This window comes from Bacillus sp. BS98 (genome assembly GCF_008432245.1).
In the GTDB taxonomy this organism is placed as follows: Bacteria; Bacillota; Bacilli; order Bacillales; family Bacillaceae_G; genus Bacillus_A; species Bacillus_A toyonensis.
This window is the reverse complement of sequence record NZ_CP043830.1, coordinates 2,114,573-2,137,958: the sequence shown is the minus strand read 5'-3', so window position 1 is coordinate 2,137,958 and position 23,386 is coordinate 2,114,573. Positions and strand designations below refer to the sequence as shown.

Here is a 23,386-nt window from a genome sequence, read left to right as displayed (position 1 = left end):
TTTCATAACGAAAAATAAATTCCCTCATTCCCTTTCATTTACATACTATATTTAGCTTTTCCATGCGGTAAAATTGCTTCATATTTGTTTCACAACACACTCTTTTTCTAGTTTTTGGGTAACTAGTTCTTTAGCTTGATGGATATGTGGTTCATTGTACAAAACCAACATTTTTAGTAAGATTTCGTAAGGTATTTTTGCATAAAAAGTTTTAAATTCCTTGAGCAAATTGTAGTAATAGATTAGATCAAAAAACGCCATCCTTTCCTATGATTCTATAGAAAGAATAGCGTATTTTTTCATTTTAGGTAGAATTTTATTTTGTTAACTTGATGATACTGTGCTTCTATCCCACATCGTCTCTAATTTAAAAACATTTATTCCATTTAATAATTCTTTAATGAAAATAACCTAACTGACATATTCAAACAACTCTATTGACACTTAACACTACACTTCATTAAGGTACATTATTCTAAATTTATTGATGTAGTTGAGATGGACTCACTTTTTGAATTTGAACAAGTATATCAAACGCTTTACCTAATGATATATCAACTGTTTTTGGTATATCAGGCCCTTCGGTAGTTACTCCAGCGAAAATTGGATGTTGTTCGTTCAACCAAGTTTTTGTCACGCCGTTTGCCTTACGTAAATCAATAAAAAATTGATCTTTTTTAACTTGTCCAAAGATGTAGTTATAACTGTTTGGATCATCCGATTTTAATATTCCATATGGGCCAAATTCACCATCGCTATTCTTGACATTGTATTGTCCTTCATAAACTGATGTTCCAATAGATACGTACCGTTTTCCATAATACTCTGCTAAATACTGCCCAGCTACTTTAGGGTATACAAAAGGAAGCATATTTGTTTTCGAAACATGGCCATTATGCCCCCATACAATAGTTTTTCCTAAATGTTCTTCAGTCCACTTCGCATTTTCATACATTGCGATATCATGTTTCAAATATAAATCAGATGGTTTATCAGGAGGTGACGTTAACATTGTAGTAAACTGTTCAATAATACGAGCATTTTGTTTTATCCATGCGAACTCTTTAGATTTCCCATTTAAATAACTTTTATTTCCCTCTAATAAAGCACTAATTTGTTTAGCATCTGAAATATACTTTTCTTTTTTTTCTTTCGTAAGGCTTTCAAAAGTATTCATATCCTTTGTTACAGGAATAAGACCTTTTATCTTCTCTTCTATCCTCGGCACAAGTTTTGAATTGATTCTTTTAATATATTCTATTATATTATTATAAACATTCTCGTTTACTGATTGAATGTCCATCCCGATGATACGCACTTTAGATTTATGTTTTGGATTAGCATTATATTGCCGAATCCAATCAAGTAAATCTAACATTTCTTTCGTCTTAAATACAGGTGATAGATGTTGGCTTGGATTTCCCTCACCAGTAAGAACATATCGATCAAGTTCTAAAGCTCTGTCCCACCCCTCTTCTAAAACTAGGTTGGTAAAGCCCTTTTCAGATACTAAATAATTCACAATACGGTTTTTCATCGTAAAAATTTCATGAGCCCCATGCGTAGCTTCACCTAAACCTACAATTGAAGCTGAACCTACCATATTCTTAAGTGGTTTTAAATCATTAAAAGGTGAATTTGGATTCGTTGTTCTTAAAGGCTTCGCGTGCATTTCTAACCATTCCGCTATTTGATTTTTATTGTAGGGAGCTGTAACAGAAACTCCTGTTTTCGAGTCTGCATAAGTACTTCCTACAAAATTAGTCAGTATTATAGCAGAAACACCAAATGCAGTAATCATTTTCTTTTTCATAAAACCCTCCTGAAATATTGTCTTAAAGCGATAGCGTTCTTTTATACTTAATTACGAGTATTAAATTTTTTAGAGCAAGTTGTTTTTTGCACCAAAATGATATATTTTAAACTATAAACCTATGACAAAACTTATCCATTTCGCCTTTTTGCCTACTTCCTAAATTCAGCAAGTAAAATACTTTTAAAAGGATCAGGATTACTAAAATTAAAGCTGTTCAAATTGACGGCCAATGTATGTTTGCCTCCAAGTGTTCCACCAACAAAAGTGGAAAACCCTAGAACGCTACCTCTATGTCCCCATACCGAGACACCATTCGGAAGCTTAAATTCAACGATTCCAAGACCATATCCCGTTCCTTCTCTATCTGTAGGAACTGTAGTAAGCATTTCTTTTAGCTGCTGTTCCTTCAGCAATTTACCACTGAGTAAGTATGAGAAGAATTTATTTAAATCGTCAGCAGTAGAAATCATATCCCCATCCGAGCTACCTGGGTTAATATACGTAACGTCTTTTAGCTCACTTGCTCCGTCTAGTTGGATATAGCCACGGGCATGCTTCGTGCCTGGAATTACGCTTGAATTACCAGGTAGAAATGTATTTGACAAATCAAGCGGTTCAATAATCCGATTTTCAATCTCTTCCGCATAGCTGTTGCCAGTTACTTTTTCAATAAGGATCCCCAGTAATACGTATCCTGTGTTTGAATAAGACCAACCCTTTCCTGGGGCAAATTCTGGGGGAAGTGAAATCCCCATCTTTACAAATTCTTCAGCCGTATACGATTTTTTTGTATCCATAATATCGAAGTCTTTTGAATTCATATAGTCAGCAATACCACTTGTATGATTCAATATTTGCCGGATCGTAATCTGGTTACCATCATATCCGTTTCCTTGAATGACACCAGGCAACCATTTTTCAATGGAGTCGTCTAAATTCAAACGATTCTCTCCAGATAATTGAAGTAGAACTGTTGCAATGAACGTTTTCGTCACACTGCCAATACGAAAGCGAAAATCTGCTTTCATTGGTTTCTTGGTTCTCACATCCGCTATCCCAGCGGCATAACTCCAAGTTTTACCACCCTTAGAAATGTTAGCGAGTATTCCCGGGTATCCAAGTTGTAGTGCATCCCGTATTGCGTTCTTAACGGAAGTACGATCGCTTTGAGTACTTGTTTGTAACGAGCTAGATACATTTTGCATGGGTTCTGCTTTTACAATTGAGTTTGATGTTATGTATAACAGGGAACTTCCACCTATTAAAAGTGCTAGACTGGCACATGTAATTTTACTGCGTTTTTTCATAAAGCATTCCCCTCCTCTTATTTAAATTGTATTGATGGTTGATAGGTATCTCATATGCTAATCACACAGCTATCAACCCTCCCAATGATAAAAGTCAATACTGAATTTGCAATCATCTATACACCAATTATTTCTACAAACAACTCTCTGACCTAATAAATGATTAACCCCTCTTCTTCAGTTGTCTGTTCACTTCTATAATTTCTTCTTTTCTTCCATAGAGTTTCATTAATTAATTTTTTTATATAAATATACAGTAACTATTCCCCCTCTCGTTCTTCTCTATATTTTGATCATACACATTGAAAATCTCTTTTTTCTTACTCCTTCCTTACAAATTCCTTACGTTCAAAATCACTTCTATATTTCGGTGGTTTTTATTTTAAGAAAACTTAGTTCTATTAACTTGATCGCAATGGAATAGCACCAAATGCCCATCAACTGAAGAAAAGTAAATGCCTCGAAAATGAAAATACTGCACATTTTGCTTGATGGACATAGGGACCGGCTCCTTAGTATAACCTTTTTACCATATGAATATATATTACGTATTATAATTATAAAACCTAAAAAATTTCTTATTTTTCAGAAAAATAAAACAATAAATTAGGATTTATTGTATAATGTTGTAAAAAGATGTCGGAGGGATTTAATGTTACATACAATAACTCAATTCACAATTAAGCTTTCATCAATTCTTTTATCACTCTTACTATTATTAAATTTACCTTATTTATTTATCACTCAACAAGGATTTACCTTTCAACCAATATATTTTTTTAATCAGATCGTTACTATGTTAAAAGAGGTTTTCTCCCCTGAATCATTAGTGGTTATCGGCTCAGACCCGAAATTTGGTAGTTTCAAAAAAACACCATTATTCCCAACTGTTTTAGAACCTTACCTATATTCATTTACTGTATTATTTTTAGCCTTTTTACTTGCGCTCTTTCTATCTTCTAGCATGGCATTTTTTTATTTTTTAGCAAAAGATTATATAAAAAAATGGATAAACCGAATTGTGTTCATATTAGAAGCTGTCCCTGATATGATGATGATGATTTGTTTGCAAATATTTTTCATATGGGTACTTCAGAAATTCGGGGAATCTCCTGTCACCATTATTTCTTTTAATGAAAATCGAGCTTATTTACTCCCTATTTTATCTTTAGCTGTCTTACCTACATTACAAATGTTTCGGATGATGGTGTTATACATAAAAGAAGAACATGGAAAACATTACGTAGAGGTTGCATATGGAAAAGGCCTTTCATCAAGTTATATACTATGCATTCATTTATTCAAAAACATATCTATCCACTTCTTCCATCATTTAAAAACGATTTTTGTTTTCTTACTGTCTAACTTATTCATTTTAGAATTTGTTTTTAATATGCAAGGTATTATTCAATTTTTATTTAATAAGGCGTTTATTTCACCACCAGCTGCATTTATCATACTTGTTATGATTATTTTACCGTTTTATGCCATTTTTCAAATAATCTCATTCATGATGAATAGATGGCAAAATCAATTGAAAGGAGCAACATTATGAAATCTATTTGGAAATCAAAACGCTTTTTAATCGGCTTTACTTATTTATTCATACTTATTTCAGCTAGTTTTATTTATAGTTGGTTCTTTAAAGATAACATCCCAAAACCTCCTCAGTTACTTTACAATGACAATAACGAATTACTTGGAAAGGCCCCCTTTCCACCATCGTTAATACCGCCTTTTGGATCTGATCGTTTTGGAGAGTCTGTTTTCTTACAAATTGTAGAAGGAGCAAAATTCACTATTTTATTAGCCGTGGCAATTAGCTTCTTTCGAATTTTATGCGGAACATGTATAGGAATCCTCTTAAGTTTATACGCTCCAAAACTCAAGAGATTTTTCCAGGCATGCTCAGAAGTTTTTTATTATATTCCAACTCTATTTATCGCATTCATACTCATCACGCCCGTTAATATTGTAATCACATCAAATGCCGATGGGGTAGATCCAAATATTTCATTTACGTTTTATCAAGTACTCGTACTTATTTTCGTCGCTCTGCCTACACTTTCTATATATATATCCTCAGAGGTGGATGAATTTATGAAACGAGATTACATCTTAAGTTCACAATTACTGGGTGCTAGCCGTTTTCATATTATCAAAAAACACTTACGAGTCTTATTACTTGACCGCTTATTTGTGTTATTCATGGAACATATCGTCCAAACACTCATACTCGTTATCCATTTAGCGTTGCTTAACATTGTAATTGGCGGGATACAAATGCGTGAACTCTATGACGGAGTGCTCAGACCTGTTTCTATATCTAATGATTGGGCAGGCCTTATTGGATTAAATCGTAATGAAATGAATCTTTCATGGTGGATTATTTTTTATACTCTCGCTTCATTCTTTATTACGATTCTATTTATTAAGCTTATGACAATCGGGATTCAAGATGCACTGAAAGCAAGAGATTCGCAAGTTGTAGCAACTCAAAACGTTCCAGATCATAAAAAGTTTGTTAAAAATAAAGATTCTTTTTCGTTTGCAAATAAAGTGAACTTTTAATCATATCTCATCAATCAAGTATGAATTGGCATTGATATTAGTAGAATATAAAGAAGATGATCCCTATTGAATACAGGAATCATCTTTTTTATGCCGTCTAACTTTTTTACATGACCTTTGCTAGACTCATGCTTTTTATATTTAAAATGAATTATTTACAATCACAACTATTCTGTTTAAAATCGATTACCATACGCCCTTGAATTTTACCTTGTTCCATTTCTTCGAATACATTTTGTACTTTATCTAGAGAACACGTTTGAACAACCGGTACTACTTTTCCTTCTGCACCAAACATAAATGCCTCTTCGAGATCCTTACGAGTACCTACTAGAGAGCCAACTACTTCAATTCCGTCTAGTACAAGTCGTGGAATGTTTAAATCCATAGTTTCTACTGGTAACCCTACCGCAACTACTTTACCACAGGCACGTACTGCATCAACCGCTGAGTTGAATGCTACTTTAGAAACGGCTGTTACTACAGCAGCATAAGCACCACCAAACTCATCTTGCACAATCTTATCAGCAGGACCTTGAGAAATTGGATTGATAGTCATATCAGCACCAACCTCTTTTGCTAAGGCTAATTTATCATCATTAATATCTACTGCAATTACCTTTGCACCAAATACGTTTTTAGCATATTGGATAGCTAAGTTACCTAATCCACCACAACCATAGATGACGATAGGTTGACCAGGTTTAATATCTGATACTTTAATAGCTTTATATGTAGTTACGCCTGCACATGTAATTGATGATGCTTGAGCAGGATCTAATCCTTCTGGTACTTTCACTGCATAATCAGCTGTAACGATACATTGTTCAGCCATACCACCATCTACTGAATAACCAGCATTTTTAACTTCACGACAGAATGTCTCTCTACCAGTTACGCAATATTCACAACGTCCACAAGATTGGAACATCCATGCAATACTTACACGGTCACCAACTTTAAGTGAAGTTACATCATCAGCAAGTTTAGTAACAATACCTACACCTTCATGACCAAGGATGCGGCCATCCGTGTTACCAAAATCATGATTCGCAACGTGTAAATCAGTGTGGCAAACCCCACAGTACTCTACATCTACTAACGCTTCACCTGAATGTAACGGACGTAATTCTTTTTCGATAACCTCGATGTTCGCTTTGCTGTTTTTATTAACCACTACTGCTTTCATATGTGATCTCCCCTTTAGTGTTTTAGAGTTTTAATGAGTTCATCTCACAACTACTGTCCTCACTATTTTGGCTAATTATTGCGCCAAATTTAAATGTTCAATCATCATTACACGTTCATCATAACATGACATTTCATAAGCAAATTGTGAAATTATGAACAATGTTTGAATTATTGCATAAATCGATTTCTTAACTGAATTAAAGATGAGAGTTTATGAATATAAGTAGGTCGCATTTTTCTACAGGAAAATAAATCAACTACATTTAGAGATTATATAATCAAACGATCCACCAATATAAAAAGCTCTTCATTTGAAGAGCTTTTTTATATTCGCTTCATCGAAATTGTTTCACGTATACTTTGTAAATTTTGTAGTGTTTCCTCTTGTCGTTGCAACGACAATCCTACATACAAAGTATCTAATAAACTTAGCTGCGCTAAGCGTGATGAACTTGCTTCCGTACGAAATTCTGTTTCACGTGTTGAAGTATAAAGTGTTATATCAGCAAGTTGACTTAGTGCTGATTTCTGATAGCTCGTAATTGCAATAATGCAAGCTCCTCTTGCTTTTGCTACTTCTAACGCTTCCAATAATCCTTTATTACTACCAGAATGAGAAATTGCAATGATTACTGCTTCTTTTGTAAGTAAACCAGCACCCATAATTTGAAAATGAGAATCTGTATGAGCAATACAAGAAATACCCGTTCTCATAAATTTATGATATGCATCCATCGCAATAATTCCAGAGCCACCATTTCCGTAAAACTCAATTCGGTTCGCTTCTTGCAAAGCTCGTACAGCTTTCTCAAGTGCGGTGTCATTTAACAAATGTAATGTATCTTGCAGTCCTGTAATATGCGAATGAAAAACTTTTTTAGCAACTGTTACCATACTATCTTCTGCTGATACTTCTTCATGAATATTTTGCATCGGTGTATGTACAATTTCACGAGCTAATGTAATTTTCAAATCTTGAAACCCTTGCAAACCAAGGTGTTTACATAAGCGGAATATCGTAGCTTCGGAACTATTCGTAACTTCTGCTAATTCAGTAATAGATTTATGTACAACATCTTGTGGATGTTTCAAAATATGTTCGGCAATACTTCGCAATTTCGGTGACAAACCGTTTAACGAAGCCTGAATTTTTCCAATCCCACTTCTTGTTCCGGGCATAGCATATCTTCCCCTTCCATTGTAGCTATATTGTACCTAATTATTGAGAGAAGAAAAACCTTTATTCGGTATCATACTATTATTTATTTGTTCCTATAAATGTTACCTTAACATATGACACACTTATAACTAGTTTCCCCCATACTTCACCGCATATAATGCAGCTTGTGTACGATCATCTACTTCCAATTTAGCTAAGACATTTGAAACGTGCGTTTTCACAGTTTGTTCTGTAATGTGAAGCTCTGCTGCAATTTCCTTGTTGCTTCTTCCTTTCGCAATTTCGCGAAGTACCTCTTGCTCTCTTTTCGTTAACATTGAAAAAGGATTTTCTATTTCCTTCTTTACTGCGGAACGCCCCATTAATGCAGGTGTTACTTTCGGGTGAAAATTCGCATTTCCTTGATGTACTGCAATAATAGAAGCGACAAGTTGCTCAGGTTGTACTTCTTTTAATTGATAACCATCTGCTCCAGCTTCAAGTGCTGGTATAACATAATCTTGCTCTGAAAAACTACTTAATATAAGTACCTTTATCGTCTCATCGTATTGCTTTAGACGTTTTGTTGCCTCAATTCCATCCATTTTCGGCATCGATACATCCATTAGCACGACATCCGGTTTTTCTTTTTGCACGAAATGTAATGCCTCTTCGCCATTTTCCGCTTCCCCAATAATTTCAAATTCTTCTCTCGTTTTCAAAAAGAATACAAGTCCTCTTCGAACGATATGATGATCCTCAACTAGTAGCAGTTTAATCTTCAACCTTATTCTCCCCTTCAAATCGGCAATTGAATTTCTATTTTTGTACCCTTTTTTAGCTCTGTTGTAATTTGAAACGATCCCTTCATCAACTGAATACGTTCCTTCATACTTTTCAGACCAAGTGCTGATCCCCTTACTTGTTCTTGTATAAATCCTATTCCATTGTCTTCTATGTAAAAATGTAACTGGTTATTTTCTATTTTTAAAAGAACATGTACCTTTTCACACGAAGCATGCTTTTTACAATTATGTAGCGCCTCTTGGCTAATACGCCATAAAACTTCTTCTATTTCATCCCCAATTGAAACCATCCCATCAATTCGAACTTCCACTTGAACTCCTAATAACTTCCCGTAATTTTGAATTGCTTCTGCTAATCCTTTCTCTAATCCTTCAGGTCTTAATTGCCAAATTAATAGCGTCATCTCTTGTAATGCTTCTTGTGATAATTCTCCAATATAACTTAACATCTCTTGCAGACCTCTATCTTGCGTCATATTCAGAGTCCCTTTCGCTGTTAGCATAATAGAAAATAACAATTGTTTTACTGAATCATGTAAATCACGTGCAAGTCGATTTCTTTCCGCTACCACTACATATTTACGTTCTTTCTCCACTAATTGAATACGTTGTATTGTCGTTCCAATTTGAAATGCAATCGCTTCTAATAACGCTAACTCTTCCTCAGAAAAATGAGTCTTATGAGGTGCAGCCACATTTAATAGACCAAATTTCTCTGATCCGGACCTAAGCGGAATTGTCGCATGATGTGTAACATCTTCTGTTTCACCCCAATTACATTCAATCGCATCTTCTATTCGCTTACATTCAATAATATTTGTCGCTTTTTCTAATCTGCCATTCACAAAACGCTCTACACACCAACAGTCTCCTTCACACATCGGCTTCTTCTCTTGCCACGTAAGAGCTGGTGGTAAGTTTTCGTCTACAAGCATACGGTGCTTTCCACTTTCATCAATAAAAAATATCCACCCTGTTTGTAAATTCATAACTTGTAACAATGTATGTAAAACTTTTTCTAACATGTCCTGTAAATTCGTTGCTTCATTTAGCAATTCCGCAATTTCTTTTAATGCTTCTAAACGATGTATCTCTTTTTCTTCAAAGTTCATTCTCATCACCAACTATCATTATAACATTAAGAAATTTCTAAATTCTACAAATAAAAAGAGCTGAATTCCTTCAGCTCTTTTTATTTATCAATCATTTTTTTATTTTCCCTTTAAATTTTGACCGCGTAATTCTTAAACTGAACAACGCCAAGTAATGAAGTTACTTTTAAACCCTCTAAGACTCATCTACATCTATAAATCAGAATTCTAAATGTAAAGCTTTATTTAATTGTCTGACAAAAATTGTTCTCCACGGATATGCTGCAAACTTTCAGTAGTAACGAACATATTCGCTGCTGGCATTTGCACTTGATGTTTATGGAACATAGCCATTAATGCAAACCTTACTTGTCTAGAAGTTTCAAAATAATCTTCTGGTTTAATTAAACCTGTAATACAAAATTCATATCCAACATATTTAAGGTTAGGATTTAAGTCTGTAACACCAACATATTTAAATGGTTCAACAGCCTCATCCTCTACTCTATACAAACTTTGTTCCAAATTTTCATTGCATATCACACATACGTCTTCTAGCAATTCCTTAACTCTTGTAGGGTCTTCCTGATAACTTACCGTGATGCGTTCAATTACTCGCATCCACCCTTTATTAAAATTTTGTATCGTTCTAATCTCTCCATGTGGTATGGTAAGTAGTTTTCCTGACCATTCACGTATTTGCATAAAACGAATACTAATTTCCTCAATAGTTCCTGAATTTGTTCCATTAAAAGTAACAAAATCGCCAACGCGAAACTCTTTGTCCGCTAATCTCGCAAAGCCTAATATGACATCTTTTAGCATCTGTTGCGCAGCAAAACCAATGACAACTCCCGCTATCCCTGCACCTGCAATGATACTTTTTATATCTACAAACTGACTAATTAAATAAATGATTAGACTGATGATAATGATATATCTAAAAATAGATCGAATGACACTTTGAATCGTCTGCTCTACCTCTTCATCAAAAAAGCTGGACTTTCTAAAAAACCAATCAATAATGCGATTAATAACAAACGAAATAATGATAAGAACTAAAGCAAATAGTAAAAACCTTAATAGTAAAAACTCCCTTACATAATTAAAAAACTCCTCCGTATACGCTAATATACTCATCTATCCACTTCCTTATTTTTTAAATTTTCATGTAGAGCTAATCTATAATAATTCCTTATTAATTATCTCAAAATTTTCTTTCGTAACTTTTCCCCTGACCTTTCATTTTACTTTCTTAACTATGTATTTGTATCCCTAGTACATCTTTAACAATATAACCCTTTCATTAATCTTTCAACTTCTGATGCCCTTTTCTATTTACTATAAATATACCCTTTTTAATAATCTAAAGGGAGATTACAATAGAAATTTTTATAAACAACTTTGTAATACTTACCTCATTTAAAGGAATACATTCACATAACACCGAATCATTCATTTGATACTTTTTTCACGGAGGTTACAATTAATGGGGTATATCGAAGAACTAAGAGAAATTGTTGGATCAAGACCACTCAATTTAGCAGGAGTTGCTGTAGCTGTTTTAAATGACCAAGGACAAATATTACTACAACAAAGACGAAATGGCATGTGGGGTGTTCCTGGAGGTTTTGTGGAACTTGGTGAATCCACAGAAGAAGCCGGAAGACGAGAAGTACTTGAAGAAACAGGTATTGAAATTGGTATACTTCAGTTAGTAAGTGTATTTTCAGGTAAAGAGTGTTTTGTGAAATTAGCGAACGGAGATGAATTTTATCCTATAACAATCGCTTACCTTTGCAAAGACATTAAAGGTGGCTTGCTAAAAGCTGACGGAGTTGAATCATTACATGTACAATTTTTTGATTTAAATGGGCTACCAGAAAACATTAGCCCTTTCATAAAAAAACTAATTGAGCAAAATGTCGTCTCAATTTAAACGTAAAAAGAGGCCTTTTCAAAGGCCTCTTTTTCACTTCACTTCTGCATGTAAACAAGATTTAAAATGTCCAAGTGCATATTCATGTCCTTGCGCATTAAAAGATGCAACTGCCTTTTCATATACAACAATTTTAAATCCTTTATTATAAGCATCTACTGCTGTATGAAGAACACAAATATCAGTGCACACCCCTACAAGATGAACTTCTTCTATTCCTCGTTCTCTCAACTTCATCTCTAGATCTGTTCCAGCAAATGCACTGTATCGCGTTTTATCCATATAATATACATTCGCATCATTTTTATATTTTTCGTATACATCTTGTAATTCACCGAATAAGTCTCTTCCATTTGTACCTGCTATATTATGAGGAGGGAACAACTTTACTTCTGGATGATATTCATCATTTTCTTCATGTTTGTCGATTGCAAACACTACATAATCTCCATTTTCAATATATTGCTTCGTTATATGTACAAGTTCCTTCTCAATTTCTTGACCTGGTTTTCCGCAAGTTAAAGCACCTTTTTCAGCTACAAAATCATATGTATAATCGATATTAATAAGAGCTCGTTTCATAACTACTATCTCTCCTTCTCCTGTTTCACAATAAACAATAGAAAATTTGTTATTACGACATCGTATGTACTATTCGACATTTCAAATGAAATACCTACATTTTTCTTGCAAAACTTAACTTAATCTAAGTTTATCATAAAACAGATATACTATGACAAAACATACTGTTCCTATTAGCATGTCATGGATTTGATAATTGAGCGTAACTTCAACCACCTCGTGTAAAGTAAACCAGATTATCGAAATCATCATACTAAGCAAGATGATACGAACAAATCACCGCACACCTTCAACCTCTTTCTCTTTCTTAGTAGTAAAGAGTAATTTCTTACTATTCATACGTACTAGAAAGTGAAACAAATTATTCTCAACAACCCATTTATATCCAAATTAAAAAGTACACTACTACTTTAAGTAATGTACTTTTTATCCATAATTAAGATGCTGGCTTCGTTTCAAACGTCGCTTGATTAAAGCTAATGACTTTTCCTTTTGGGTCATTATTTTCAAACTGAGCTGCAGTAATCGTATGACTACCTGTCTCAAGTGTCTTTTCTTTTAATTGTACTGTTGTCTGTGTTGTACTAGTTACTTGATGTTTATCAGCAAATATTTGATCTACAAATACGAATGTTTCTTTATCGTTTTGAAAATTAGAAAGTTCTAATTCAACTTGCTGAATTAAAGTATCTTTTTTGATAAATACAGTCGGTGTATTGCCGTTTTCAGAAGTACCATCTGGTGTAATGACTTTTACTATCCCTTCTCCAATTGGTACTGCCCCTTCAGGAAATACAACCACACTCTCCTCACTCGCATTTACAACTTGTTCTTCCTGATTTGACTGTGCATCCTCTTTTTCCTTTGGAGCACCACAGCCTACTAATAACAATACAGACAATCCAGCGATTATGAATTTCTTCAAAATTCATCCCCCCTGTAATTTCATTATAATTTATTATACAAAAATAACTTTGTAATTTTAAAACTATTTTTAACACTTTCATGAACAAATACTAGTAGCTTGCTCACGATTACTGTACCATACTTTCCTTAATAGAACATTAATTTTTTTAATGAAATAAATAGTAATTTTATCTTATTTATCATTTTAGCCCAACAAATTAATAACATACCTATCCAAAATAAAAAGACATTGTTATTTCAATGTCTTTTCTATATGGTGATTAAAAAATAAACGTTGTAATCTCATCTACTTCTTTTCTTGGAAGTTTTTTCGGTTTATCTTTCGGATAACCGAGTGAAATAACCATATTTATTTGTTTTTCGGTCTCAATTTGAAAATATTGTCTTAGTTCTTTTTGAGCTAACAATACAGGCCCTGTCATTGGACACGTACCAAGACCCTTCGCATGTGCAGCCAGCATTAAGTTTTGTGCCGCTAAACAGCTACTCTTAATTCCTTCCTCTTCCCACACTGCATCCGGAACGAAGGCAATTGGATCAAATATCTTTTCACGAAACTTTGATTCATAAGATGTTGCCAAACATACGATTAATACTGGTGCCTCAGAGAAAGCTGTTGCATATGGCCCGAAAGAACGTGTAAGTAATTTCCCTGCTTTCTCTTCTCCATTTTCTGCTGCTTTTGCCGCAAGTTTATGTAATGCATCCCAAGTCATTTGTTCAATTTCTTTAATTTTCTCTCGATTCATAATGACTAAGAACTCCCACGTTTGCGAGTTCGTATCACTCGGTGCATAACGAGCGCAATCAATAATTTCTTTTATATCACTAGTAGATACTTCTTGTTCTGTAAACTTTCTAACACTTCTTCTTCCGTGGATTACCTCTTTAAAAGCTTCATAATTCATACATTAAATCCCCTTTTACAGCGTTTTCAAAACCTGTCCTATGTTTGAATTATATCATGAAAAAAAGCTGGGGGAATACCAGCTTTTTTTCTTCATTATTAATTTGTCACTTTAAACAAACTAATACTTTCTTCATATGCAGATTGTAGTTTTTTCGTAATTGGTCCTCTTTCGCCGCTAGCAAACTGTTCATCGCCAATTTGAACAACCGGGAATATTTCGAGTGGTGTCGCTGTAAAAAAGCATTCATACGCCTCATATACCTCTTGTAATGAAAATTCTCGTTCTTCTACTTCGATATGTAACTCTTTCGCTAATGTTATAACATAATGGCGAGTAATACCATGCAAAATAAAGTGATCAGCTGGATGTGTAATCAGTTTATCATTTTTTACTATGAAAAAATTAGAATGACATCCCTCTGTTACAACTCCATCTCGCACTAAAATCGCTTCTTGATATCCTTGTTCATTTATTTTATTTTTAATCATGATATTAGGAAGTAGATTTAATGATTTTATATGACAAAATTTCCATCTTATATCCTCCTCTACCGTTACTTTTATACCGACTTCCATCGTAGCGACTGGTCTTGGGAACGAAACAATATTTGCAAAATACGTTGGTTGAAGGTCTTTTTCATATACATGGTTTCTTGCTTGAGCACCTCTTGATATTTGTAAATATACATTACCATCTTCTTGAAATTGATTTTTTTCAATCATTTGATGTAGCTCTTCTACTAACTCTTTCTTTGTAAATGGTGCAATGAGTTTAATTTCTTCCATTGATTTAAAAAAACGCTCCAAATGTAAATCTAATAAATGTGGCTTCCCATCGTATAGTCTGAATACCTCATATATACCATCACCAAATTGGAAACCTCGCTCTTCTAATGCAACCATCGGCTGTTCTTCCTTCGTATTTACAATTCTCCCATTAAACAAAATCCAATCTTTATGAGTAGCTTTCATTCCTTCCCACTCCTTTATTACGTGATTGATTTTATTGTACAACTTAAAACGACTGAAAAAAAGGAATTTTCTGTATTTATATAAATAAAAAATGCATCACCTATTTAAAGTGATGCACTCAGCCATTCATTTATCCCGCTATTGACGGGCAGTAAAACTCTCACCTCAAGGTTAGGTGGGAGATAACGGCCCGTAATCGCCTGATTGGTTCAACTTTATTTCAGAAAATATTTTTCAATATCATCTAGCATTAGGTTTGCTGCTTTAATACCGCCTGCTGTATTCCAAATTACTTCATCTACTTGGAATACTTTATTATTTTTAGAGGCTTGTAGCTGCTTAAAGAGTGGGTCTTCTGTCCATTCTTTTGCTAACGTGTTTCCTTCATTCTTCTTATCGCCATCTTTATCAGATGTGAAATAGAATAAGTAGTCCCCTTCCATATTTGGAATTTGTTCTTTTGTAATTCCTTTTATCGCAAATTCATCTTTATCTTGTAATGGTGGTCGTTTAAATCCAATATCGTTTAAAACAACACCTGAGAATGAGTTCTTTTGATATATACGAACATCACCTGGAACGAAGCGAATAATAGAAACTTTAGAGCTTAATTTATCTCCTAGCTTCTCTTTCATTCCTTCAATACGCTTTTTATAATCTTCAATTGCCTTTTGACCTTCTTTTTCTTTATTTACAGCCTTTGTATAGAGCGTAAAGTTTTCCTTCCAATCTCCACGCAATGTTTCAGCGTATACAGTTGGCGCGATTTCTTTCAATTGTTCATATATTTTTTCATGACGCATTTTATTCCCGATAATTAAATCCGGCTTAAGCTTCATTACTGCCTCTAAATTAATATCACGCTCAGTTCCTACAACTTTCGTATCTTTTAACTCTTTCACTAAATGAGGGTACCATTCATCACCCGCACGCGGTTTCGTAGTTCCAACTGGCGTTACTCCCACAGCTAGAAGAGCCTCTGCACCTTCATTTGTTAAAACAACAACTTTTTTAGGTGTACCATTTACTGTTGTTTCCCCCATTGCATGCTTTACAGTATAAGAATCTTTCGCTTTAGCTGATGGATCATTTTCTTTTTTTTCTTCTTTACTACACCCTGCGATTATAACCATAAGTATCATAATGCAGAACATAAACATTTTTTTAGTATGTAACATATGTCCTCCCTAGATGAAATCGATTATCATTAACAACTAAAGGTTAATGTATATTACATACATTGTCAATGTATGTCAGAGAACTTTTTTAATATATACTATTTAGATTCTATCCGTTATTCAAATGTTTCTTTTTGAAACTATCTGTATAAGTATGTAAATAATGGCCGTTCTTAAAATGCGTATCTATGTTATATATAGATACGCATTCATATTACATTATAAATTTATTTCCTAATATTGATTATATTTAATATATGATGGATCATTATACACCCACTGATTTCCACCAAGGTTCAACCAACTGTTTTGATTAATAAATACTAAATAAGATTCTGGTTTATTTAATTTACGAATTACTGAAGAAGATGTTGATGGACCACTTCTTAAATTCACATTCGTTCCTTGTATATATGCGACACCGATTGCGCTACCATCACTATTGCTCGTCTTTACAAAATTAATGTAAGACGGGTCATAATACACCCACTGTCCGTTACCTAAGTCTAACCATCCGTTACTTTCTTGATATACGACATACGATTCTGGAGAGTTTAATTGGCGAATTACTGAAGATGATGTTGATGGGCCACTTCTTAAATTTACATTTTTCCCAAGTATATAAGCAATTCCCTTCGTTTGTGGTGTTGGCTGAGGGTTTGGAGGTTGTGGATTTGGAGGATTTGGATTCGGAGCTACTCCAAAAATAGCTGCTATTCCGTTTACATATGCTTGACATAGATCTTCAATAAATTGTGGGTTTTTCAATAAATTTGCATCAAACGTTGTATCAATAAAAGCAGTCTCAGTTAAAATTGCATCCATTGCAGTCTCTCTTAGTACTGCATAATTTGCTTTTTTTGCCCCTCGGTCACGAAGGCCGTATTTTGTTAATACAGGATTGACTGCTGCATGAATTTTTTGTTGCTTTGCATATGCGGAGCTACTGTTAGATAACCCATTATAAATATAACTTTCAAATCCAGTTCCACCGCCACTATTTATATGAAATGAGATAAAGTAATCTGCTCCAAAAGAATTAGCGATATTAGCACGTTCTGATAAAGAGATAAATACATCACTATCACGTGTCATTTTAATAGTAATTGGGTAGTTTGCAGATAGAATGTCTCGCACACGTCTCGCTATTTGAAGTGTTAAGTTTTTTTCTACTAAACCATTACCAACAGCACCAGAATCATATCCACCGTGACCTGCGTCTATTACAAGTTTCATATCACTGTCTCGTTCCTTTCTTTCGTGTAATAGGTTTACATTGCTACTCGTCCTATTTTATGTAAAATGTACAAGTTCCGTTACAATTACAAATAAAAAACCACCTTATGTAAGGCGGTTTCTATCATCTTGCTTTAACCAATTTAAAATAAATATATACGATTGATAGTGAATATAACGTATGCAAAATAAAATAAATAAAAGACCCATTCCAACACCGCTGTATAACAAACCGAACTTTAAAAAAATGTTCAAAAGTGGCGGGAAATTAGTAATATTTTGTACTGTAACAAGCATGCAAAACAAAATAAAAAACACAGGTACATATTGTAATTCGTACGGCTTTCTTTTCTTACTAGCTCTTTTCCGAATGAACTTATGGCTTAGTTCTGCCAAAATAAAACATCCTCCAATTAATACAAGACCAGAAGTCATTATCATGTATCCACCTGCCTTATATTTATTTTAGCACATTACTAATCATCGTTATATTTTCTTCACGTATGTTCCATCTTCTTCATTAAAGCCAAAGCTCTCTATGAAAGTTTTTGCTTGTTCTGTTAATTCCTTTTGTAACACTTTTATCTCTTTCACACCTCTTTGTTTCATCATCTCTTCAAATGTAAAATACGTATTTGTTCCATATCCGTAACTTTGATAATCAAAATGAATTATTAATTGAGATAAAACTACACTCTCTTCTTGAACACTGTAATCTATTACACCAATATATGTATCATCAACTTTTACGCAATACTGCACCTGTTTCTCACTTACATTATGCGAGCGGAACATTTCTTTAACAACGCTTTCATTTTCTACTGTTACTTTTTCAAACGCAATCATATGTTGTCCATCCTTTTACTATTATTGTATCAATAATACGTTCTATTTATGAAAAAAAACCTTAAGACCATATGCGGTCTTAAGGTTTTTCTTATTAAACTAAGCTATACGCACGTTTTGTTTCTTCGTGGAACTTATTCGTATCGTATTTATGCTCAACATAAATTTGGTGCCAAACCATAAACGCAAGTACAGTCCAAATTTTACGGCTATAATCGCCTTTATCTGCACAATGTGCTTCCAGTAAGTTTAATACATACTGTTTGTCGATTAAATGATCTGTTTTACTTTCGTTTATAATATTTATAGCCCAGTCATGCATTTCATCTTTTAACCAGTGACGAATTGGTACCGGGAATCCAAGTTTTTTACGATCTAACACGTGATCTGGAACGATTCCGCGTGCTGCTTCACGTAAAATAGCTTTCGTAGTTCCGTTAGCAATCTTTAATTCAGTTGGAATTTTAGATGCAACATCGAATACTTCTTTATCTAAGAACGGTACACGAAGTTCTAATGAGTTTGCCATTGTCATTTTATCAGCTTTTAATAAAATGTCACCACGTAACCACGTGAACATGTCAATGTACTGCATTTTACTTACATCATCATAATCTTTAATCTCGTTATACAATGGTTTCGTGATATCCATATAGTTAACACTTTCATTGTAGAACTTCATTAATTCCGCTTTCTCTTCTTCACGGAAGATTTTCGCGTTTCCATAGTAGCGCTCCTCAATTGGCGTACATCCACGCTCTAGGAAGCTCTTTCCTTTAAATCCTTCTTTAAGAGCACCGCTTAATGCTTTTAGAACGCTCTTACCTGGGCTAGGAATGTACGAGAACATTTTTAGTGAGTTTGGCTCACGGTAAATGTTATAACCACCAAATAGCTCGTCTGCGCCTTCCCCTGAAAGAACAACTGTTACATGTTTACGTGCTTCTTTTGCAACGAAGTACAATGGTACAGCTGCTGGATCTGCTAAAGGATCATCCATATGCCAAATAATTTTTGGGAACTCATCCATAAATTCTTTCGCTGAAATAAATACGTTATGGTTTTTAACGCCTAATTTCTCAGCAGTTTCTTTCGCAACATCAACTTCACTGAAACCACGTTGTTCAAAACCAACAGAGAACGTTAAAAGGTTCGGATTCATTTCTCTTGCGATAGAAGCGATAATAGATGAATCGATACCACCAGATAAGAATGAACCTACTGGTACATCACTTCGCATATGTACTTTTACTGAATCGTATAATACATCACGAATTGCTTGGATATGCTCTTCTTTCGTTGCGCTTGAAGCATTGAAATAAGGCTTCCAGTAGCGATGGATTTCCATCTCTTTACCGATTTCCTTTACGAAATAATGACCAGGCTCAATTTTATTAACATCAATTGTTAATGTTTCTGGTTCTGGACCATATTGGTACGTAAAGTAATGTTGTAGTGACGTTGGGTTTACCCCTTTGTCTTCCATTACATGCATAATACTTTTCTTCTCAGATGCGAAGAATGTAGTATCACCTTGTTGCGCGATATATAATGGTTTAATACCAAAGTGGTCACGTGCACCGAAAAGTTTCTTTTCTTCACGATCCCAAATCATAAATGCAAACATACCACGAAGATAGTCTACACATTTTTCTTTCATATGTGCATACAATGCAATGATAACTTCTGTATCAGATTGCGTTGCGAAAGTCGCACCTTTTTCAAGTAACATTTCGCGTAATTCTACATAATTGTAAATTTCACCATTAAAAATAATTACATATCGATCATTTTCATAAGTTAGCGGCTGATGTCCTGCCTCTAAGTCAATGATACTTAAACGGCGGAAGCCAAATTGTACATGTTCATCACGAAAATATCCTTCGTCATCTGGACCGCGGTGGAAAATCATCGTGTTCATATTTTCAAATTGATGTTTTTCTGTTTCTGAAAACTCTCTAGGGTTTTCACATAAACATCCTACAAAACCACACATACTTCTTACCCTCTTTCGGTTTTCATTCTGTTTCTATACTACTATATCAACCCTATTTATACTAGCATAATCAACTCAATATGGCGACCAAAAACTATAAAAAAATCACTCCATTTCACATTTTTAACATTTTTTTATGAAAACATGAAAATTAGGCAATCACCTTTCTCCGCTTTTGTCATATGATATTGCAAATTGATTTCTAGGAGGGAATACCATGAGTGAAGAAAAAAAAGATTCTTCTCGTCCACCGGTTCGCAATTATTTAAAGCAAATTGATGATTTTTTTGAGCAAACACCTCTTCGCAATGTAATCGCTGATTTGAATCATTTTTTCCAAAAAGGAAATCGTTTATTAACATTCCCTGTAGATTTATATGAAGTTGATGAAGAACTCGTTGTTACCGCTGAACTACCGGGTATACAAAAAGAGCAAATTCAAATTGAAATACAAACCGAATACTTAAAAGTCTCTGTAAAAGAAGAAATACTTGAAGAGGCAGAAGAACAAACATCTCATAACTATTATCGCCGAGAACGGTCTATTTCAGAAGCCGCAAGAATGATTAAATTGCCTTATTCCATTAATAAAAAAGCAGCGAAAGCTTCCTATCAAAATGGTGTGTTAGAAATTCGTGCACCGAAACTTCCACAACAGCATGACATTTTATCTATAGACTAATGTAAAAAAATAAGGGTGCTACGCACCCTTATTTTTAATCCACTAATCGCTTCATATCACGTATTATATCTTCGTACGGTGTATTACTAATACCGCTATACTTTTTCATTACTTTTCCATTTTGATCAATTAAATAAAATGATGTACCATGTATTACTTGACCGTTCTCTGGCTTATCTACAAGTGATTGGAAATTATCTTTTGAAAACTTTGTAATATCTTCTAACGAATAACCCGTCAATAAATTCCAATTACTAGTATCTTCTGTAAACTTTTGAATGAAAGCTTTCAGATTTTCTGGTTTATCAAGATCTGGATCTACACTAAACGAGACAAACTGAACGTCTAACTTCTCTTCCTTTGCCATCTTCTGTAATTTTGCCATATTAGCAGTCATTGGCGGACAAACTGTTTGACAGTTTGTGAACATAAAATCTGCAACCCATACTTTCCCTTTTAAATCTTTTGTACCAAATTGTTTTCCATCTTGATTTGTGAATTGGAAAGTTTCTAAATCCCAATTTAATGGTTTACGAAGCTTTGAGCCTGATCCACTACATCCAGCGAGTACAAATAGACAAAATACAACCATAAGACCAATTAGTTTTTGATAACGCTTCATTTATAAACCTCTTTTCTCTATCCTAAATTTAAATAGGTTATGCTCATCATAACAAAAGTTAACACTACGAGAAAATTGTTTACTGCATTTGTTCACGAAATCGTACGAATTTACGTATGATACTTCTTAATTTCAAGCGAATTACTAGACAAAATATGTTTTTTCACTATTATTTCTCTAAATCGTATTCGCAAAACAAAGCTCAATGTTAAAATTGTAAATACCTCTCCCTATTTTTTAACAATTAATTAAACATTAATCCATGTTATACACTGTATTCCTTAACAACATTTCGGTACAATACAACTACAACGATTTTAAATGAGGTGATGTTCATGGCAAAGCGCTATGAAAATATGGATAATGTCAGTACAAAAAAATCAATTCGTTCTTTTTTAAGATGGCGTAAAGAACGAAAGCTGAACAAAAAAGACTTTTCTTTTTTAGTAGAACAATCACCTGTTAAACAAAATGCATTTTTGCAAAGCAATGTTGAAAAAACGACAGTCACATGGGTGGGCCATTCTACTTTTCTTATCCAAACGAATGGACTTAATATATTAACAGATCCAGTATGGGCAAATAAATTAAAGTTAGTTCCGAGGCTTACTGAACCAGGTCTTACTATACAAGAACTACCTAAAATTGATATAGTCCTTATTTCACACGGTCATTATGATCATTTAGATTTTTCAACTCTTCGTCAGTTAAATGATGATGTTCTATATCTTGTACCTATCGGATTAAAAAAATTATTTACTCGTAAGAAATTTACGCATGTAGAAGAATATAAATGGTGGGAAAGTACGACGATTAATGAAGTTTCTTTTCACTTCGTACCTGCTCAGCACTGGACGAGAAGATCCTTATTTGACATGAATACATCTCACTGGGGTGGATGGATTATTGATAATGAAACGACTTTGGAAACCATTTATTTTTGTGGCGACAGCGGCTATTTCCAGGGTTTCAAAGAGATTGGAAAGCGCTTTTTAATTGATATTGCTCTTATGCCAATTGGCGCTTATGAACCAGAATGGTTTATGAAAGTATCTCATGTTTCCCCTGAAGAAGCAGTGCAAGCTTATTTAGATTTAAACGCGACACATTTTATTCCAATGCATTACGGAGCTTTTGCACTTGCTGATGAAACACCTCGCGAGGCAATAACAAAACTTCGAAGTAATTGGAATTTACGTATGTTACCGTGGGAACAACTGCATGTACTCTTTTTAGGCCAAACTTTTACTTATAATAGCGACACAAATAAAAAACAAGTACAAGAAAAAATCGAAACTTTACAAATGTAATGTAACTACTTATTTTCTATATCCATCATATAATATAGAAAATCATAAAGGGTGTTTTCTATGAATGAATATTTACAGACTCGCTACATCATTAGCGGGAGCGCCTGTATAGCCCTTCTCATTTCTTACTTTCTATTCACATAAAGTGAAACTTTAATCAGTGGGGGTTGTTCATCATCCCCACTGATTATTAGCCTTCACCAATCGGGCATTTACGGACCGTTGATCTCACACCTAACTTCTTT

22 protein-coding genes and 1 pseudogene are annotated in these 23,386 nt (G+C 34.0%); 5 read left to right on the top strand and 18 right to left on the bottom strand.

Annotated features, from left to right (window positions below; translation table 11 throughout):
- Nucleotides 1-481: 481 nt before the first annotated feature.
- Together F0362_RS11165 and F0362_RS11160 are read right to left on the bottom strand one after the other, a co-directional pair.
- Nucleotides 482-1,813 carry an erythromycin esterase family protein gene (locus F0362_RS11165; RefSeq protein WP_149889760.1) on the bottom strand — a complete coding sequence of 444 codons (1,332 nt, stop codon included), beginning with the start codon at nucleotides 1,811-1,813 and terminating at the stop codon, nucleotides 482-484.
- A 152-nt stretch (nucleotides 1,814-1,965) separates the two neighbouring features.
- Complete coding sequence (locus F0362_RS11160) at nucleotides 1,966-3,123, bottom strand: serine hydrolase domain-containing protein (RefSeq protein WP_000747388.1); 1,158 nt, start codon at nucleotides 3,121-3,123, stop codon at nucleotides 1,966-1,968.
- A 652-nt stretch (nucleotides 3,124-3,775) separates the two neighbouring features.
- On the opposite strand from F0362_RS11160, the gene F0362_RS11155 reads away from it, so the two are divergent.
- Both F0362_RS11155 and F0362_RS11150 read left to right on the top strand, forming a co-directional pair.
- Nucleotides 3,776-4,678 (top strand): ABC transporter permease subunit, encoded by a 903-nt coding sequence (locus F0362_RS11155; protein WP_000903311.1) that lies wholly within the window; start codon nucleotides 3,776-3,778, stop codon nucleotides 4,676-4,678.
- Nucleotides 4,675-5,694 (top strand): ABC transporter permease, encoded by a 1,020-nt coding sequence (locus tag F0362_RS11150; RefSeq protein WP_061529937.1) that lies wholly within the window; start codon nucleotides 4,675-4,677, stop codon nucleotides 5,692-5,694. Before F0362_RS11155 ends, F0362_RS11150 begins: the two co-directional genes overlap by 4 nt.
- A gap of 151 nt (nucleotides 5,695-5,845) precedes the next feature.
- Here F0362_RS11150 and adhP read toward each other — a convergent pair whose 3' ends face one another.
- The 5 genes from adhP to F0362_RS11125 all read right to left on the bottom strand — a co-directional run bounded on the left by adhP (nucleotide 5,846) and on the right by F0362_RS11125 (nucleotide 11,081).
- Nucleotides 5,846-6,883, bottom strand: coding sequence for an alcohol dehydrogenase AdhP (gene adhP / locus F0362_RS11145; RefSeq protein WP_000649126.1), 1,038 nt, complete (start codon nucleotides 6,881-6,883; stop codon nucleotides 5,846-5,848).
- A 326-nt stretch (nucleotides 6,884-7,209) separates the two neighbouring features.
- Nucleotides 7,210-8,064 carry a MurR/RpiR family transcriptional regulator gene (locus F0362_RS11140; protein WP_001119636.1) on the bottom strand — a complete coding sequence of 285 codons (855 nt, stop codon included), beginning with the start codon at nucleotides 8,062-8,064 and terminating at the stop codon, nucleotides 7,210-7,212.
- Nucleotides 8,065-8,193: 129 nt separating this feature from the next.
- Nucleotides 8,194-8,829 carry a two-component system response regulator CasR gene (gene casR, locus F0362_RS11135; protein WP_000694625.1) on the bottom strand — a complete coding sequence of 212 codons (636 nt, stop codon included), beginning with the start codon at nucleotides 8,827-8,829 and terminating at the stop codon, nucleotides 8,194-8,196.
- A gap of 14 nt (nucleotides 8,830-8,843) precedes the next feature.
- Nucleotides 8,844-9,941: a two-component system sensor histidine kinase CasK gene (gene casK / locus F0362_RS11130; RefSeq protein WP_220388544.1), complete on the bottom strand. Its 1,098-nt coding sequence runs from the start codon at nucleotides 9,939-9,941 to the stop codon at nucleotides 8,844-8,846.
- A gap of 246 nt (nucleotides 9,942-10,187) precedes the next feature.
- Nucleotides 10,188-11,081, bottom strand: coding sequence for a mechanosensitive ion channel family protein (locus F0362_RS11125; protein ID WP_000025244.1), 894 nt, complete (start codon nucleotides 11,079-11,081; stop codon nucleotides 10,188-10,190).
- A gap of 349 nt (nucleotides 11,082-11,430) precedes the next feature.
- On the opposite strand from F0362_RS11125, the gene F0362_RS11120 reads away from it, so the two are divergent.
- The gene (locus F0362_RS11120; RefSeq protein WP_000540498.1) at nucleotides 11,431-11,880 is read left to right on the top strand and encodes an NUDIX hydrolase; all 450 of its coding nucleotides are present in this window, start codon (nucleotides 11,431-11,433) and stop codon (nucleotides 11,878-11,880) included.
- 33 nt (nucleotides 11,881-11,913) lie between these two features.
- On the opposite strand, the gene F0362_RS11115 is transcribed toward F0362_RS11120, so the two are convergent.
- From F0362_RS11115 to asnB, 10 genes and pseudogenes are all read right to left on the bottom strand, one after another.
- Complete coding sequence (locus tag F0362_RS11115) at nucleotides 11,914-12,462, bottom strand: cysteine hydrolase family protein (RefSeq protein WP_000816780.1); 549 nt, start codon at nucleotides 12,460-12,462, stop codon at nucleotides 11,914-11,916.
- Between the two features lie 114 nt (nucleotides 12,463-12,576).
- A pseudogene (locus F0362_RS31390) lies at nucleotides 12,577-12,822 on the bottom strand (hypothetical protein).
- Nucleotides 12,823-12,898: 76 nt separating this feature from the next.
- On the bottom strand, nucleotides 12,899-13,387 hold the full coding sequence (locus F0362_RS11105) for a putative periplasmic lipoprotein (protein WP_000713451.1): 489 nt from the start codon (nucleotides 13,385-13,387) through the stop codon (nucleotides 12,899-12,901).
- Between the two features lie 262 nt (nucleotides 13,388-13,649).
- A complete protein-coding gene (locus F0362_RS11100; RefSeq protein ID WP_001105132.1) occupies nucleotides 13,650-14,297 on the bottom strand; it encodes a nitroreductase family protein in 648 nt (215 codons plus the stop codon).
- 98 nt (nucleotides 14,298-14,395) lie between these two features.
- The gene (gene dat, locus F0362_RS11095) at nucleotides 14,396-15,271 is read right to left on the bottom strand and encodes a D-amino-acid transaminase (RefSeq protein WP_149889759.1); all 876 of its coding nucleotides are present in this window, start codon (nucleotides 15,269-15,271) and stop codon (nucleotides 14,396-14,398) included.
- 215 nt (nucleotides 15,272-15,486) lie between these two features.
- A complete protein-coding gene (locus tag F0362_RS11090; protein WP_149889758.1) occupies nucleotides 15,487-16,449 on the bottom strand; it encodes an ABC transporter substrate-binding protein in 963 nt (320 codons plus the stop codon).
- A gap of 234 nt (nucleotides 16,450-16,683) precedes the next feature.
- Nucleotides 16,684-17,685: an N-acetylmuramoyl-L-alanine amidase gene (locus F0362_RS11085; protein ID WP_000779881.1), complete on the bottom strand. Its 1,002-nt coding sequence runs from the start codon at nucleotides 17,683-17,685 to the stop codon at nucleotides 16,684-16,686.
- Between the two features lie 105 nt (nucleotides 17,686-17,790).
- Nucleotides 17,791-18,120 (bottom strand): hypothetical protein, encoded by a 330-nt coding sequence (locus F0362_RS11080; RefSeq protein ID WP_000200454.1) that lies wholly within the window; start codon nucleotides 18,118-18,120, stop codon nucleotides 17,791-17,793.
- A 51-nt stretch (nucleotides 18,121-18,171) separates the two neighbouring features.
- Nucleotides 18,172-18,531 carry a GNAT family N-acetyltransferase gene (locus F0362_RS11075; protein WP_000559960.1) on the bottom strand — a complete coding sequence of 120 codons (360 nt, stop codon included), beginning with the start codon at nucleotides 18,529-18,531 and terminating at the stop codon, nucleotides 18,172-18,174.
- A 94-nt stretch (nucleotides 18,532-18,625) separates the two neighbouring features.
- Nucleotides 18,626-20,527, bottom strand: coding sequence for an asparagine synthase (glutamine-hydrolyzing) (gene asnB, locus F0362_RS11070; RefSeq protein ID WP_000333815.1), 1,902 nt, complete (start codon nucleotides 20,525-20,527; stop codon nucleotides 18,626-18,628).
- Between the two features lie 217 nt (nucleotides 20,528-20,744).
- On the opposite strand from asnB, the gene F0362_RS11065 reads away from it, so the two are divergent.
- Nucleotides 20,745-21,209 (top strand): Hsp20/alpha crystallin family protein, encoded by a 465-nt coding sequence (locus F0362_RS11065; RefSeq protein WP_001288081.1) that lies wholly within the window; start codon nucleotides 20,745-20,747, stop codon nucleotides 21,207-21,209.
- 34 nt (nucleotides 21,210-21,243) lie between these two features.
- Here the strand turns inward: F0362_RS11065 and F0362_RS11060 are convergent, their stop codons facing one another.
- Entirely contained in the window at nucleotides 21,244-21,831 is a 588-nt protein-coding gene (locus tag F0362_RS11060; protein ID WP_000833349.1) for an SCO family protein, read from the bottom strand.
- Between the two features lie 335 nt (nucleotides 21,832-22,166).
- Between F0362_RS11060 and F0362_RS11055 the strand changes: the two genes are divergently transcribed.
- A complete protein-coding gene (locus tag F0362_RS11055; protein ID WP_053446420.1) occupies nucleotides 22,167-23,141 on the top strand; it encodes an MBL fold metallo-hydrolase in 975 nt (324 codons plus the stop codon).
- Nucleotides 23,142-23,386: the final 245 nt, after the last annotated feature.